The 14,779-nt window shown below is 62.5% G+C and carries 13 protein-coding genes; 1 reads left to right on the top strand and 12 read right to left on the bottom strand.

All coding sequences use genetic code 11. The features are described 5' to 3' along the window. Positions 1-90: 90 nt before the first annotated feature. The 12 genes from ACFMO5_RS10460 to ACFMO5_RS10405 all read right to left on the bottom strand — a co-directional run bounded on the left by ACFMO5_RS10460 (position 91) and on the right by ACFMO5_RS10405 (position 13,626). Positions 91-630, bottom strand: coding sequence for an ATP/GTP-binding protein (locus tag ACFMO5_RS10460; protein WP_376792694.1), 540 nt, complete (start codon positions 628-630; stop codon positions 91-93). 45 nt (positions 631-675) lie between these two features. Beyond that, complete coding sequence (locus tag ACFMO5_RS10455; RefSeq protein ID WP_376792693.1) at positions 676-1,479, bottom strand: DUF4388 domain-containing protein; 804 nt, start codon at positions 1,477-1,479, stop codon at positions 676-678. 94 nt (positions 1,480-1,573) lie between these two features. Beyond that, positions 1,574-2,374, bottom strand: coding sequence for an NAD-dependent protein deacylase (locus tag ACFMO5_RS10450; RefSeq protein ID WP_376792692.1), 801 nt, complete (start codon positions 2,372-2,374; stop codon positions 1,574-1,576). A gap of 74 nt (positions 2,375-2,448) precedes the next feature. Next, entirely contained in the window at positions 2,449-3,606 is a 1,158-nt protein-coding gene (locus tag ACFMO5_RS10445; RefSeq protein ID WP_376792691.1) for a M20 family metallopeptidase, read from the bottom strand. A 296-nt stretch (positions 3,607-3,902) separates the two neighbouring features. Then, positions 3,903-4,850, bottom strand: coding sequence for a carbohydrate kinase family protein (locus ACFMO5_RS10440; RefSeq protein ID WP_376792690.1), 948 nt, complete (start codon positions 4,848-4,850; stop codon positions 3,903-3,905). A gap of 92 nt (positions 4,851-4,942) precedes the next feature. After that, on the bottom strand, positions 4,943-6,022 hold the full coding sequence (locus ACFMO5_RS10435) for a dipeptidase (RefSeq protein WP_376792689.1): 1,080 nt from the start codon (positions 6,020-6,022) through the stop codon (positions 4,943-4,945). Further along, complete coding sequence (locus ACFMO5_RS10430) at positions 6,019-6,495, bottom strand: acyl-CoA thioesterase (RefSeq protein WP_376792688.1); 477 nt, start codon at positions 6,493-6,495, stop codon at positions 6,019-6,021. The genes ACFMO5_RS10435 and ACFMO5_RS10430 overlap by 4 nt, the downstream gene beginning before the upstream one ends. Next, on the bottom strand, positions 6,492-6,986 hold the full coding sequence (locus ACFMO5_RS10425; protein WP_376792687.1) for a metallophosphoesterase family protein: 495 nt from the start codon (positions 6,984-6,986) through the stop codon (positions 6,492-6,494). The genes ACFMO5_RS10430 and ACFMO5_RS10425 overlap by 4 nt, the downstream gene beginning before the upstream one ends. A gap of 177 nt (positions 6,987-7,163) precedes the next feature. Then, a complete protein-coding gene (locus tag ACFMO5_RS10420; protein WP_376792686.1) occupies positions 7,164-9,626 on the bottom strand; it encodes a tetratricopeptide repeat protein in 2,463 nt (820 codons plus the stop codon). A gap of 220 nt (positions 9,627-9,846) precedes the next feature. Next, positions 9,847-10,158, bottom strand: coding sequence for a FeoA family protein (locus ACFMO5_RS10415; protein WP_376792685.1), 312 nt, complete (start codon positions 10,156-10,158; stop codon positions 9,847-9,849). 124 nt (positions 10,159-10,282) lie between these two features. Then, a complete protein-coding gene (feoB, locus tag ACFMO5_RS10410) occupies positions 10,283-12,250 on the bottom strand; it encodes a ferrous iron transport protein B (protein ID WP_376792684.1) in 1,968 nt (655 codons plus the stop codon). Between the two features lie 410 nt (positions 12,251-12,660). After that, complete coding sequence (locus ACFMO5_RS10405) at positions 12,661-13,626, bottom strand: DUF4349 domain-containing protein (RefSeq protein WP_376792683.1); 966 nt, start codon at positions 13,624-13,626, stop codon at positions 12,661-12,663. Positions 13,627-14,022: 396 nt separating this feature from the next. Between ACFMO5_RS10405 and def the strand changes: the two genes are divergently transcribed. Further along, the gene (def, locus tag ACFMO5_RS10400) at positions 14,023-14,562 is read left to right on the top strand and encodes a peptide deformylase (protein WP_376792682.1); all 540 of its coding nucleotides are present in this window, start codon (positions 14,023-14,025) and stop codon (positions 14,560-14,562) included. Positions 14,563-14,779 lie beyond the last annotated feature (217 nt).

Here is a 14,779-nt window from a genome sequence, read left to right as displayed (position 1 = left end):
CCGCCGAAGGCGGCCCCCAGCCCCGAGATTTTTTCTCTCCTTTTCCCCACCGCCCCAAGGGCTGTGGGAAGAGATATGGGGATATGAGCGCTACCGTGATGTGGAAAGCTCCTCAAGGATCGAGTAAAGCAACTCCAGGACCACGGTTTTCACGCTATCCCGTCGGGTGGCCACGCACGGCAACACCTTCGTCTGGCTGTCCAGACGCAGCGCAATGCGCAGATCCTCCGGATCCCATGCGTCCTCGAGATCCTGTTTGTTAGCGGCAACGACAAAGGGGGTTTGCGCGTAGCGGCGGAAGGTGTCGAGGATATTGCGGGCCTCTCGGAACGTCTCAGGTCTCGTGCTATCCACCATGACGATGAACCCCAACATCCCCTCGGCCAGGATCTCCCACATGAAATCGAACCGCCGTTGGCCGGGCGTGCCAAACAAATATAGCACCAGATCTTTATCGATCGTAATCCGCCCGAAGTCCATCGCCACCGTGGTCTGATCCTTGATCGCCCGCTCCGAGGCCGTGGAGATCCGTCGCTCGGTGGATACCACTTCGATCTCGCTGATCGTACGAATGAATTGGGTTTTCCCCGAGGCGAAGGGCCCGGTCACCACAATCTTCACCGCTTGCATAGGGCGGCTGTCCCTCCCGAGGGATCTTTGGATGGCACCAGGATGCTAAAGCCTGCGGAAGTAATTGATGAGCTTCTCCACCACCGAACGCGAGACCCCACCCCTAGGCCCTGGGACTGGCACGCCCGGCGGGGTTACAGGTGGCGGCGCTCCCAGCTCAATCAGGCCTGCCTGGAGAAGGCCATAGATAATGCGCCGGATTTGAACCTCGTCCATGTTCAGGCGGCGCATGATCTGCTCGATCGTGTTCCGGCCGTTCACTTGACTGATCACCCGCCATTCCTCTGGGCTCAGCTGCACCTTGCGAATGGCTTCCGGACGACTGGTCAACCGAACCGGGATGTCCAAATCGGGAAGCTCCTCCTTCAGGCGCTCCACCTCCCGAAGGCGTCGGACCCCTTCCATAATGATGTTCTCCAAATCGATGGGAACCGGGATGCGGTTCTGTAGCGCCTGAAGATCCGGCTCAAAGCGGAAAACACCCTCGTTCCAAGAAAACAAGCGATAGACCACATCCAGCATCTGGGCCCGCAGGCTGTTCAGGATGTCTTGCTGAGTGACATAACCCGCCTCAATCAGCTTGAGGCCCAGCACTTTATCGTCCTGAAGACGTGTCAGGTCGAACGCCTTCAGTTGCTCCGGCTGGAGCTTTCCGGCCCGGATCAGGGCCTCCGCCAAGCGTCCATCCTGACGATCCAGCGCGGCGTAAATCAGCTTGCCGTCCTTAAAGCATAGCCGGGCCGTGCCGTTTCGGCTCTCCACCGTCAATGTTCCCGTCTTCCGGGCCAGATGGATCAGGTTGAGCAGTTGGGTGGTATTGAAATCCCGGAGGTTCCCCTTCAGCGCCATTCAGACCCTCCCCAGCTCATTTCTCTGATTTAAGGAGGATGGATCGCCAAAGGCGACACCACCCACCCCCAAGTTCGCCACGCGCTTTTTTCATTCAACCGATCGCCCCTTCAGGATAACTACTCGAGGTCATGGCCTGCTCCGGACCCAGCACCATCTCCGCCAATTGTGGAAGGGCTTCGGCCACGTCCATGCGGATTCGGAGATCCGCGTACCGATCGGCTACTGTTGGAGAGAGGTTAATAATAATCAGGCGAGCACCGTGCTCCTTGGCCAGGATCGGCAAGTCCCCAGCGGGGGCGACCTCCAGCGAGGAGCCGGCGACCAGGAACACATCGGCCCGCCGGGCTTCCTGTTGTGCGGCCAGGAATGCGCGGACTGGCAATTGCTCCCCGAAGAGGATGATATCCGGCTTCAGCACACCTCCACACTGCTCACAACGCGGAATCGTCCCATCCTGCAGGAAGGCTTTCAGATAGGGATCCGCAGGAACTTTCCGATAGCATCGAATACAAGTAGCCTCCCGCAAGTGGCCGTGCACTTCGATGACGTTCCGGGAGCCCGCTTTCTGGTGGAGTTCATCGATGTTCTGGGTGATCAATACCTTCAGGATGCCTGCGGCTTCCAAGCGGGCCAGAGCGTAATGGGCCGGGTTCGGCTGGGCCTCCAAGATCCGACGGGCCAACGGGCGCACCCACTCGAAAAACGCCTCGGGACGGCGGGAGAAAGCCCAGATCGAGGCGACCTCCATCGGGTCGTAGATGCTCCATAACCCGGAGCCCTCGCTCCGAAAATCGGGGATCCCGGATGGCGTGCTGATCCCCGCCCCGGTCAGGGCGACCAGATAGCGCGAACGCCGAATGAGCTCAGCTGCACAGATCAACTCTTCACGCATTACACGGACTTCCTAGATCTTTTGAGGGCAAATGGACTACACCATTTGGTCTCCAACTTAACTTCGCTCTACAACTATAATACCGTCCATCGGGTCAGCAAAGCTGCAACGAGGGCCGCCCGCTGGGGGAGGGAATCGATGCGCACATGCTCCTCCAGGGCGTGAGCGCCGTTGCCGATCGCCCCTAAGCCATCCAGGGTCGGGATCCCCAGCGCCGCCGTGAAGTTCGCGTCGCTTCCCCCACCCGTTCCCCCCTCCGTGAGGGTCATGCCCAGCTCGGCGGCGATGGCACGAGCCCGTTCAAAGGTAGCGACCATCTGGGCGTTGCGCTCCATCGGCGGCCGGTTGAATCCACCCCGCACCTCCAAACGGGCCCCTTCGAGGACCGGCCGAAGGGCTCGAAAAGCCCTCTCGATCCGATCCATCTCCGCCCGCGTCGCCACCCGCACATCCACCACCATCTCCGCATATTCCGGCACCACGTTGGGACGGGTGCCGCCTCGGATCACGCCCACCGTCACCGTGGTGCCCCGGCGGATATCCGCCAGCCCGCGCAGGCGAAGGATCTGATACGCCAGTTCCTCAATGGCATTGATCCCGCGCTGGGGATCCGCCCCGGCGTGGGCGGACCGGCCGTAGGCGACCACGGTGAAATCCGCTACCCCTTTGCGAAATGTTTTCAGACTCCCGTCGGGGAGCGCTGGCTCCAGACAGAGCACCAGGTGACTGCGCCGGGCTTCCTCCTCGATCAGAGGACGGGAAGTCTCGCTGCCGGTCTCTTCATCGCTGGTGAAGAGCATGCGGATGCGATGGGGAGGCCGAACGCCCAGCGCCAGAAGCCCCCGCATGGCGCCCAGAAGGACAACGATCCCTCCCTTCATGTCGAAGACCCCTGGGCCATAGAGCCGGCCGTTCTCTTCACGGATCGGCATGCGAGCCAGCGTCCCCAGGGGCCACACCGTATCCAGGTGGCAAAGGGTGAGGATCTGGGTTGAAGCCTCCGGATCCCCCCAGGTGGCGATCCAATGGTCACCCACTGTCTCTTGAGGGATGCGCTCGACCCGGGCTCCAAGATCCCGCAGCTGATCCGCCACGAACTCCCCCAAACGGTCCACAGCCGCTTTCTCGGTGGTGGGGGACTCCCGAACAGTTAACTCGCGCAACAGCGCGACCAGCTCATCCTGAAGCCCGAGGAACGTCTCCATCCAGGCCGCTCGCGATGGATGCTCCATCCTCTTTCCCCCGGCAATGGTGTTGATCGGCGGGATGGCCGCCCATGGGGTCCAGGCCGTCCCCGGCAGCCCGCGATCCCTTTCCTCTATCTCATCGCTCTAAGAGCGTGTCTGAGAACTTGCTCTGGGTAACTACCTACCCTGTAAGCGGGGAAGGGTTCCACTTCCCCTAGATCCCCTTCCCCACGGCCCAAAGGGCCGTGGGGAAGGGGGATCGAACCCCGGATATCCGGATTGGCATAGCGTGCGAAGGGCAGAATCATGACGCGGCTTCCTGCATATTTCTCAGACACGCTCTAAATGAGCAGCTGCTCATACAGCCGCTCCAAAGTCAGGTCCGGAGAGACCGTCTCCTGGGAGCGGAGGGTCAACGCAGCTGCGGCCACACCCAAGCGAACTGCTTCCTCGACCGGAATGCCGTGGAGGAGGGCGAAGATCACCGCTGCCGTCAACGCATCCCCAGCCCCGGTGAAATCCACGATCTCTGTCCGCAGGGCGGGGATATGCCCGCTGAGATCCCCGGCCGCGTAGACCAGGCCCAGCTCCGCCATCGTGATAATGGCGATCTGAACCCCCAGCGCCGTGAGATAGCGGGCGGCGAAGAGCGCCTCATCCACGCTGGAAACCGGCAGCCCGGTTAAGGCCTCGGCTTCCGCTGTATTAGGAGTCACCAGATACAATTCGGAGAGAATGGGGCGGAGGCGCATCGCGAGGGTCGGCGAGGTCGGATCGGCCGCTACAGGGATGCCGGACCGGCGGGCGAGGCGAACGGCCATCCGCAACGCGGCGGGGGACAGATTGGCATCCAAGACCACCATGGACGCCCTTTCGAAGAGCGCCCGACAGGCTTGCAAGTAGCGCGGCGTGATGGATTCTAAGATCCCCATATCGTCCACTGCGACCACCAGGTTGCCTTGCTCATCCAAAACCGCCAGGTAAACCCCAGTTCGCCCTCCAGGGACCACCGTCACGTGGCTTACGTCCACACCAGGCGCCCGGGTCCGTTCCAGCACCCAGCGACCGGCTTCATCGTCGCCGAGGGCCGAGATCAGGATCACCGGATTGCCCAAGCGGGCCAAGTTCTCCGCGATGTTGCGGGCCACGCCCCCAACGCTCCGACGCACCTGACCGGGATTGGTGGCGCCCAGCCGGATCGCCCCCGACGCGTAACCCTTCAGATCCAAGCCAGCGGCCCCGATCACCAGGACCGGTCGCTCCTCCGGCCCCTCCTCCGCCTGCCACATCCGCCGTCGCCTCCTCTCCAGGTTCCCAGGGATTTGCTAAACCCTTTGGAAGTTCGATGTCGTGCGGGCTGCCTCGCACAGAAAACGCTTCTTCAATCCGGAAGCCCCCGCCGCAGGATCCGCAGCCAGTTTCCGCTCATCACCGCCTCGATGTCTGCCTCTGTAAAGCCCGCCTCTTGAAGCGCATGGGCGATCTTCGGGAGATCGGCCACCGTATCGAACTCGGCCGGCGTCGCCTCCGCCCCGAAACCCCCATCGAAGTCGCTTCCGATCCCAACGTGGCGAGCATCCCCAACCCGTTGGCAGATGTAATCGATGGCCCGCACCACATCCCATACAGTCACCGTTTCCTTCGGATCCCCCCGTGTCCACCCTTTCTTCAGCATCCGGTTGCTGAGCACCACCCCGATCACCCCATCTCGCTCCGCCAGGGCACGGATCATCGCATCGGAGAGCTGGCGATCCCCAGGCACCAAGGCTTGGGGGTTCGAGTGGCTGGCGATCACCGGGCCTTCGTAACGATCAAGGGCTTCAAAGAAGCTCCGCTCGGCCATATGGCTGAGATCCAGGATAATGGGGAACTCCTGCATGGCTTTGAGGAGACGGCGTCCTTCCTCCGTCAACGGCCCTGGCTCTCCGGTGCCGCCCGCATAGCGGGTGGCACCCCAGGCCAGGCCGATGATCCGCACGCCTCGCTCATACCAGACTTCCACCTCCTCCGGCCGGCGGATGGGATTCGCCCCCTCCATCAACCGGACGATCCCAACACGCCGGGTGTCAGCATCCGGCTCCGAGGGGGGGTCCTTCCAGGTCTCCAGCACCGCTTCCAGATCCTTCCGGGTATTGATGAGCTGGAACCGCGGTTGGGTCTCTACAAGGCGCTCGTAGTAATCCAGCTGCGCCATCCCCTCCGCATATGCTTCTTCCAGCGTGCGATAGGCACGCTCCAAGGGGGAACGCGCTCGACGGCTGGGCATCACAAACACAGTTCCGAAAATCACCGCAACCCCGCCGGCCAGCCACTCCGGAAGGCCCAGCATGCAGCGCCCGTTCAAGCGGGGGATCTCCGTTCCCTCCTCCCGCTCCCGGTTGACATAAGCGGACCGAGTGTAATCCCGCCCGAAAGATCGAGCATTCCAGGCCAGATCCTCATGGGCATCCACAATGATCATGGCGCCTTTCGCTCCACGAGCTCGCAAAGGGTATGTGCGCCTTCCTCGAATTGAAGGAAGCGCTCCCGCCAGGGCTCTGGGATCGGCACGGGGGTTCCACGCGCGTAATCGTAGGCAACCTGGACGGAGCGTCCCAGGGCCATGATTTGACCGTTGTCGCGGCGCTCGATCTTATACAGGAAGATGAAACTCCGCTGGCGCACCTCGGCGACCCGGATCCACACCTGAATTGGCATCCCCATGGTGATGGGAGCCCGATACTGACATGTCGCTTCCGCCACAATCATCCCAAACAGTTCCAAGGGAGGCGGCAATTGGGCCAGATGACGAAGGTAATGAATGCGCGCTTGCTCAAAGTAGGTGAAATAGACCGCGTTGTTGACATGGCCCATCGCGTCCATATCCCGAAAGCGGACTTCGATGGGCACGGCCAGTTGGAACGGCAGATCGGACGGGAACAGCTCTTCCTTCATGGCTCGACCTCGATGAAGCGGAGTTCGTCCGTGTCCAGATCCAGGATGCAGAAGGAACGGCTCTCGTGGCGGACGCCCCCCAAGGCGCCTGGGTTGATCACCCGGGTTCGACCGATCCGTTCATCCCGGCGCCGGTGGGTGTGACCATGGAAGATATAGTCGAATTCCCCTGACGCGATCGCCTGCCGCAAGCGTTCGGCGTCATCGCCATGGAGGATGAGGATGCGGCGGCCTGCCACCGTAGTGCTCATCTCGTCGCCCAGGAAAGGCTGGCGGCCCAGGGCGACCACCGCGGGTTCCAGCGTATCCAGGCGATCCAAGTTGCCGCGGACGAAGAGCACATCCCATCCCTGGAAGAGGGAAAGGATCTCCGGCGAGATGACATCGCCGCAATGAAAGAGGCGTTCCACCTGTTCCTGACGAAGGATCTCAAGCGCCCGGCGGGTGTTCTCGATGTGATCGTGCGTGTCGCTGAGGATTCCGATCCGCATCCGTATCCTCCGGTTTCCAACGATCAGAATGAGGGGTTAGGGGCGAACGGGGCGCCAAAGGCGCCCCGTTCACCCTAAAACATTTTTCCTCCCTTCTCACCCATTGCCAAATGAATTTTAGGGTAGGTAGGCCGTCTTTGGCGGCATATCTACCCTAACATTGCCCGAATGATGAATTTACGAACCCAGGCTAGCAAGGGCTCGCCGGTAAGCTTCCAGGGCTTTCTGGAGCATCCCGGCCTCCTGATAGGCATCCCCCAGGACCTGCCAGAGCCGCGACTCGCCTGGCCGCAGCTGCACGGCCTGCTCCAGATCCGCGATCACCGCCTGGCGCATTGAGGCAACTCGAAGGAGGCGCTGATATTCCCGAACCGCCCGCGCGGTATCGCCCAGGTTGAAGAGCAGCCGCGCCATCGCCAGCCGGGCCTCATGATCGCGCGGTTGCGCCTTCAGTCGGGCTTCGTACTCCGCCAGGATCCCCAGAAGCGGACCGGCCATCGTTTCCGCGATAGGAACCGCCTGTAGGCGCTCCAGCCAACGGAGATCCACGGGGGGAGCCGGCTCCGGCACTTTTCCAACCGGCGGAACGCCCTCATCGACCGCCAGAAGATCCCAGAGGGGGGCAGCAAAGGAAGACGGCCTCTCCACCGCTGGCGCAACTTCCACCTGGGAGGCCTCGAAGGGCACTTCCGCTGATGGGATTTCAGATGGAAGCTCCGCCGGCGCCTCCTCAAGCGATGGCGCTTCCGCGATCGGCGGCGCCTCCGTGGGAGCCGCCTCCGGGAAGAGCCCGATCTCCGCCATCCACTCCGGAGGGATCTCCAGCGGCTGCGCAGCCGCTTCCTCCAGAAGCGCCCGGAACTGTTCCTCCTCCACCGACCTGGTTTCCATCCCTTCCTCCGGCGGCTTGAGCGCCAGCAGCCATTCCGGAAGCGCCTCGGCTTCCGCTTCGATCGCCGCCTCACCCGGAGGAGCTTCAGGGGGCTCAGGGGGGACAACCTCCTCCACGGGTTTCGAAGGCAAAACCGGTTCCTGTGTCTCCAGCGGTCGACGGCCCAAGATCTCCGCCATGCGGGCTTCCGCTTCCTGTTCCGCCTGAGCCCGCAGCATCTCCTCCTTGCCCTCCGCAATCCGGGCCAGCCAGGCCAGAGCCTCCTCTGGGCTTAAGGACTCCGGAAGCGGAGGAAGCCCGGCAAGTTCGGGAGCGGGGCCTTCCGCCGGTTCCACCTCCGGAGCTTCGGCGGGGAGCTCGACGGAGGGCAGGGCTTCTTCCTCAAACCCGAGAGAGACTTCCTCCGGGCGCCCCGGTTCCTCCAACGCTGGAGCGGCCCCAGGCTCTTCCTCAAGGATCAAGGGGGCAGGTTCCGACAGCTCCAGGCTCGGAAATCCTTCCTCTTCCCATGGAGTTTCCGGCGGCAGCGGAAGTTCCTCCTCGGGCGTCCAGGGAGCGGGTTCCGGTGGCAGGACGAAATCCTCTTTTAGCCACTCCGGCCACTCCACCGTGGGCGGAGGAACCTGGGGGGCTTCCTCCCCCGGAGGCACTGGAGCTTCCGCCGTGCGAAGCCATTCCGGCTCCTCCTCCGCTGGGGGCGCCGCCGTTTCCTCAACGGAAGATGGGGCGACCTCCACGGAACGAAGCCACTCCAGCGGCTCCGGTGCGGGCTCCGGTGGAACCTCCTCGGGGACCTCTGGGGCCTCCAGGATGGGGGCCGTTTCGGGAACCGACCATAGAATCTCTTCCTTTTCCGCTTCGGGAACAGTGGCCTCCGCGGATGGGACGGCCTCCCCCAATGGGAGGCCCAAAGCCTGAAGCCACTCCGGGATCTCGCCTTCCTCCACAGGCGGCTGGGCATAGGCGGGCGTGGGGGGTACATACATCAATCGTTCGATTCGCACCGAAGTGGGCTGGATCGAAGCAGTGGGGCCAAGGAGATCCAGGGCCATCGTGAGCTCGGGATCCACCGCGGCCGCGCGCCGGAACAGCTCCCGGGCATCTGCCTCCCGGCCGCTGGCCATCCAGAACTCCCCCAAGATCAAGTTGGCCTTCATGCAGTGGGGCAACTCCTGGAGCAGGCTTTGGGCCGCCCGGGCGGCCTCTAAGCGACGCCCGTCCCGCCACAGCACCTCTACATAGAGGGCTCGCAGATCATAACGTTGAGGCGCTTCCTGGAGTAGGCTCTCCAGCTCGGCGATGGCCGCAGCGTAAAGATGGCCCCGGGCATAGAGGCGAGCCAGCGCGCCCCGCGTCAGCGGAAGAAACTCCGGCGGCACGCCATCGCGGCGGGTATAGAGCTTATTCAGCTCCTCGCGAACGAAGTCATTGTAAGGGAGGATCTCGTAGGCCCGCTCCATCTGCCAGGCGGCCTCGGCGATCTTCCCCTGGCGCTCATAGAGCACGCTCAAGCCGATACGGGGGAGGAAATCCTCAGGGTCCGCGCTCAGCGAGCGAGCGAAGAGATCCATCGCCGCCTCGTTCATGCCTTTCTCGAGATACGCCTGGCCCAGCAGACGGTAAGCCCTGTAATACTTTGGATAACGCTTCAAGATGTGGAAGCAGTGAGCGATTGCCTCATCGTAAGCTTCGTCCTGGAGGAGGCGCTCGATCTCTGCACAATACTGGGAAAGCGTGATCTCCTGCATCCGGATCCCCCTTCCCATCAGGTCGATGGAACGACCCCGCCCTTGCCCTCTCCTTTCTCTCCCCCGCAAAACAGGCGAGGGGAGAGGATTGAAAGCCGGGGAGATAGGGGGGCAGGTAACGATCGTCCAGAGGTGATGCCTGGATCTCCACGTTCGCTTTGATTATAACGGAGAACTGCCGATCTGGAGGACAGGGGCATGGCGAGGGCGCAGAGCAGCGTTACGCTTGGCCCACACGGATGTGTGCGGCTACGTCAGGATCCAACGCCAGGGTAGTCCCTTCCACTTCCACAATCAACACAGGACGCCGCCGGAGGACGCGAATCGCCGCGCCAGGCAATACCCCCAGATGCGCTAAGCGCGCCAGCTGATCCCCCCTCGCTTCCTCGATTTCTATCACAACCACCGACTGTCCAGGCGGAACCTCGGCGAGCGTCGCATGGGAGCTCCCGCCGACCCTTCCTTCGGGGCGGAGCCGGGCGAAGAAACGCTGGAACCAGCGAGCGCTGGCCGAACGCTCCAGGTCCGGCATCTGATAGCCGCACTGAGGGCAACAGATTAGGGTACAGCGTGCCCCCAGAGGGCACCCGACGTGGCACCGAAGATCGGAGGGGTCGAGTTCATGCCCACACATCGGGCAGCGGATGCGCATCCTCTCACCCCCATCCGGTCCAGAGCAGCCACCGATGGATCAGGCCGCCGACGAAGAACGCGAAGGGAAAAACAAAGGCAGCGATCGCTGCCGCGGTACGCCATCCATGCTCCCGGATCATCATCATGACGGTCGCGATGCACGGGATGAAGAGAGTGATCACCACCAAGCTCACCAGGATCTGATGGCCGGTGAGCAAGCCCTGCCGGGCGAGGTCGAACAACCCAGCGGCCCCATAATCCCGGCGGAGGAAGCCCAGGAGGAACATCCCGGCCGTCTCAGGCGGCAACCCCAGCCACTCGGTCACCAGCGGCGACATCCCCGCCTGGATCCATCCCAGCACCCTCAGGCGATCCAATAGGAACAGGATCGCCGTGCTCAGCATGAACAGGGGCACAACCTCCTTGAGATACCACTCCAGACGGGCCAGCGTTTTCAAGAACAGATTGTCCAGCCGCGGGATCCGCAGCGGCGGGAGCTCTAGGATAAAATCCGAGCTCTCCCCAGGCACCACCCGGGCGGCCAGATAGCCTACCAGGCCCAACACCGCGGCGACCACCCCCAACCAGATCCCCAACGCCGCGGGGCCGGCCATAGCGATCATCCCGAAGATCACCCCCAGCTGGGCCGAGCACGGAACCGCAAGGGCGAGCAATAGCGTGACCAGCACCCGTTCTTTTCGGGTGTGCAGCACCCGCGTGGTCATTGTCGCCATGGTCACACAGCCCAACCCCAGCACTAAGGGGAGGACAGCACGCCCATTCAGCCCCAGGGCTTTGAATGGGCGATTGAGCATAGCGGCCAGCCGGGGGAGATAACCGGAATCCTCCATCAGGCTGAACACCAGAAAGAAGGTGCTCACAATGGGCAACACGATGGCCAACCCATAGGTCAACGCCATTGAGATCTGCCCGTAAGGCCCGAGCAGGAAATCCCGAACCAGCGTCCATGGGATCCAACGTTCAGCCAACGCTGTAAGCCACGGGATCACCCAGGCGCCGAAGATTGTCTCCTCTAGGAAGTCCACGAGCACCTGGGCGCCGAAGACGCCTACGATCTGATAGGTGGCCCACAAAACCAAGGCAATGAACAGCCAGCCCACGATCGGGTGAAGGGTGAGGACATCCAACCATCCCCTGACCCGCGCCCATAAGCCCACGGTGCGAGGTGCCCATCGCACCAGATCTTTCAGCAGCTCCTCTGCCCAGCGATGTTGCTGGCGCACAAAGATGTAAAGGAGCGGACGCCCGTAATGCTCCTCCAGGGCCTGACGGAGCGCCGCCGCCTCCCGACGGAGCGCCTCATCCGGAATTTGCTGGAGGATCACCGGATCACTGAGGAGCAGCCCGATGGCCCAGTAACGACGGCCCGGCTCGGGTGGCAGCTGGGCCTCCAGTCGTTGAAGAGCCTCCTCGAGAGGCGGATCATAAGTGGGGCGCACCCGAGGGACGCGGGCTTCAGGAATGAGAGCTTGCAGACGATCCAACCCCTGCCCGGACACAGCCACTGTGGCGACCACTGGAATCCCCAGGCGAGCCGCCAGGCCCTCGAGATCGATCTCGACCCCCTCCGCCTGCGCCTCGTCCATTAGATTCAGATCCAGAATCATGGGGACCTCCAGCTCAGCCAGCTGGAGCGTGAGAAGGAGGGCCTGGCGGAGATGCCGGGCATCGGCGACCTGGATGACTGCCTGCGGCCGGGCGGTGAGGAGCACCGACCGGGTGACCTGTTCCTCCGCCGAAAGCGGGAACAGGCTGCGGGTTCCCGGGGTATCCAGCAGCGACCCCCCTTCAGGCAGACGGCCCATTAGGAGATCCACCGTGGTCCCCGGGTAATTCGAGATCGTCGCGTAGCGACCAGTGAGTCGGAAAAAGAGGGCCGATTTCCCCACATTCGGCGGCCCCACCAGCACAATCGGTCGCCCCTCTCCCTCCTCAGGGATCCGAACCGTCTCAGAGTGACAGTGAGTCATATGCGCGACATTAAAGATTCAGAGGTCGGGAAGTACCAGTTGGGCGCCCAGCCCATCCTTTCCATCCGCTGGGAAACCCATCCCCGCATCACCGGTTCACAAACTCATGGGAATGGGATCGCTAAAATCTCCGGCGCGATGCACTGGACATAACCGGATTGAGGATCATCGCTTTGAATTTAAAGCATTATTAGCAGAAAGACAGTGAGGGTCATCATAGCAGATTGCTGATAGATGATAGGCTGGGAGGTCGGAAACATGCTGCTGGTTTTCTCATATCCCTCCCTGCAGCCCTCTGGCTGCGGAGAGGGAGAGAAAAGATCTTTTAGGGGCTGGGGGCCGCCCTTGGCGGCCCTCAACCCCTAAAGGAAACTGCTGGGGAGAGTATGGGAAAGCAGTAATGCAACCTCCTAAGCGGGCGGTTGCCGTCGATGGCGGTTCCGAAGGCGATAGACTGCAAACGCAATCAGCCCCGCTGGGAACATAAACGGACCCCCCAGCACCAGCACCCAGATGCTGAGGTCCACCAGGGCCCGCATCAGGAGCCCCAACACGCTGGTGGCCTCGCGGAACGTCTCCCCAGGATTCCACACAACGGGGGTAGGCGTGGGGGTCGGTGTGGGGGTGGGCCGCATCGGCTCCAGAATCACCGTGATCAACGAGTAAGCGGAGCGCCCCTTCAAGAAGTTCATGCGGCCTTTCACCTGAGCGATCTCCCCCTCCAGCTCCCGTAATCGTGCCTCTACCTGGAGGGCCTCCTCCACGGATTTCGCATCCTTCAGAAACTCCCGGAGCCGCGCCGCCGCGGCCTCCAAGTTCGTTAATCGGGCCTCCAGGTCGACATACTCCTGGCTCACGTCTTGACCGGAAGCGTTCTCGTCGGCCACCTTCAGTGCGAGACGGCGCAAGCGGCCCAGGGTCTCTTCGAATCGTTCCGAAGGCACCGCAAACGTCAGGCTGGCGTATTTCTCCCCCTCTTGAAACCAAGTGCGGCTGTTCAGGATATAACCGCCTACATCCGCCACCAGCCCTTCAATACGGGTAAGGGCTTCATCGACATGGGAGACCACGAGGCGCACCTCTGCGTTTTTAATGATCATGCGGGCAGCCGGGTTGGGGATCACCCCAGGAGGGTTCACCTCGATCGCAACCGGTGTAGCAGCGGGCGCCCCGGGGGCAGAGGCCGGCGCCTTTTGGAACTGTGGGAGATCCTTCGCTTCTGAGCCAGTGAGCTTTCCCTTTTGGGCGGGTTCCATTCCGACTTGCCCAAGGGAAGGCTCTGCGGGCGCCGGGGGAACCGCAGCAGGGGGCCGCGCGGCCGGCGCGCACGCGGCCAGGAACACCAAGAAAGCGATCCCGAGAGACAGCGAGCGCATGGAAGCCTCCTTCCCCTATTGATCTCACTGAATAGACGCCCTATAGAAGGCTGCGGTTCCACATCCCTCCGCATGGTCTATTCATTCTCCCCACCGCCCTTTGGGCCGCGGGGAGGGGCAGATGGCTTCTCCGCTGGATTGTTGGATATGAGCGGACGCGCTTTCGGGGAGTTTCCCCTGGGGGAGAAATGGGGATAGGGGCATTGGCCCTCACGATCCCCTATCCTCAAAACCAAATGGATGGAGCACTATAAATATGGCAACCCGGACCAGATTCCTCTAAAATCAAACCCAGACCTCAATGACGGGATCCGAGGGAAAGCGACTGAAACCAGCCCTCCGATCCATGTCACCACTCGAGGATGCCATGCATCAAATGACGAGGGGAGCGTACGGATGGCCGTTCGACCGATTGTGATGGCTGATCAGCCCATCCTGCGGCGAAAGGCGGAGCCCGTGCCTCGGATCACGCCGGCCCTTCGCCGTCTGATCGACGACATGGTCGAGACCATGCGGGCGGCGGAGGGGATCGGCTTGGCCGCGCCGCAAGTGGGGGAATCCCTCCGCGTGATCGTGGTAGAGGTCCCGGAAGACGAGGAGGTCCCCGGGAGCGGGGTGCTTTATACCCTCATTAACCCGGAGATCGTCGAGGCCTCCCCAGAGATCGTGGAGGGCGTTGAGGGCTGTCTCTCCATCCCCGGATGGTATGGATGGGTCCCCCGAGCCCGGTCCGTCGTCGTGCGGGGCCTCAACCGAGAGGGACGATGGGTTCGAATCCGGGCGGAGGGTCTGGTGGCCCGTGTGTTCCAGCACGAGATCGATCATTTGGACGGCATTCTGTTCCCGGATCGGATCACGGATCCCACTCGCCTCTGGCGCGTTCAGCCGGCACGGGAGGCGATCCCGGAACCGGTTCCGACCGATGCCTCCCCCTGAGTGCCGAGGGTTCGTAGGGTTTCTTCCGTTGATACGGTAGGGGGGCAGATGGCCCCTCCCCACCTGCTCTTCCCTCTGCAGCCCTTTAAAGCTGCGGAGGGAAGAGCAGAAATCCTTCGGGGGGTGGGGGTCGTTTGGAGTAGGGCGCTGATGAAGTTTAAGAAATGAACTCCCCCATTGGGGTTTGGGGGCGAGCCGGGCGCCTTCGGTGCCCGGC

The organism is Thermoflexus sp. (assembly GCF_042408365.1).
GTDB lineage: Bacteria > Chloroflexota > Anaerolineae > Thermoflexales > Thermoflexaceae > Thermoflexus.
The sequence above is the reverse complement of the archived record's forward strand: the minus strand, read 5'-3'. Positions and strand labels throughout refer to the sequence as shown.

What these genes read in the sequence shown, in the direction of transcription:
- ACFMO5_RS10460 (WP_376792694.1), bottom strand. Translation starts at nt 630, where the DNA reads ATGCAAGCGGTGAAGATTGTGGTGACCGGGCCCTTCGCCTCGGGGAAA.
- ACFMO5_RS10455 (WP_376792693.1), bottom strand. Translation starts at nt 1,479, where the DNA reads ATGGCGCTGAAGGGGAACCTCCGGGATTTCAATACCACCCAACTGCTC.
- ACFMO5_RS10450 (WP_376792692.1), bottom strand. Translation starts at nt 2,374, where the DNA reads ATGCGTGAAGAGTTGATCTGTGCAGCTGAGCTCATTCGGCGTTCGCGC.
- ACFMO5_RS10445 (WP_376792691.1), bottom strand. Translation starts at nt 3,606, where the DNA reads ATGGAGCATCCATCGCGAGCGGCCTGGATGGAGACGTTCCTCGGGCTT.
- ACFMO5_RS10440 (WP_376792690.1), bottom strand. Translation starts at nt 4,850, where the DNA reads ATGTGGCAGGCGGAGGAGGGGCCGGAGGAGCGACCGGTCCTGGTGATC.
- ACFMO5_RS10435 (WP_376792689.1), bottom strand. Translation starts at nt 6,022, where the DNA reads ATGATCATTGTGGATGCCCATGAGGATCTGGCCTGGAATGCTCGATCT.
- ACFMO5_RS10430 (WP_376792688.1), bottom strand. Translation starts at nt 6,495, where the DNA reads ATGAAGGAAGAGCTGTTCCCGTCCGATCTGCCGTTCCAACTGGCCGTG.
- ACFMO5_RS10425 (WP_376792687.1), bottom strand. Translation starts at nt 6,986, where the DNA reads ATGCGGATCGGAATCCTCAGCGACACGCACGATCACATCGAGAACACC.
- ACFMO5_RS10420 (WP_376792686.1), bottom strand. Translation starts at nt 9,626, where the DNA reads ATGCAGGAGATCACGCTTTCCCAGTATTGTGCAGAGATCGAGCGCCTC.
- ACFMO5_RS10415 (WP_376792685.1), bottom strand. Translation starts at nt 10,158, where the DNA reads ATGCCGGACCTGGAGCGTTCGGCCAGCGCTCGCTGGTTCCAGCGTTTC.
- feoB (WP_376792684.1), bottom strand. Translation starts at nt 12,250, where the DNA reads ATGACTCACTGTCACTCTGAGACGGTTCGGATCCCTGAGGAGGGAGAG.
- ACFMO5_RS10405 (WP_376792683.1), bottom strand. Translation starts at nt 13,626, where the DNA reads ATGCGCTCGCTGTCTCTCGGGATCGCTTTCTTGGTGTTCCTGGCCGCG.
- def (WP_376792682.1), top strand. Translation starts at nt 14,023, where the DNA reads ATGGCCGTTCGACCGATTGTGATGGCTGATCAGCCCATCCTGCGGCGA.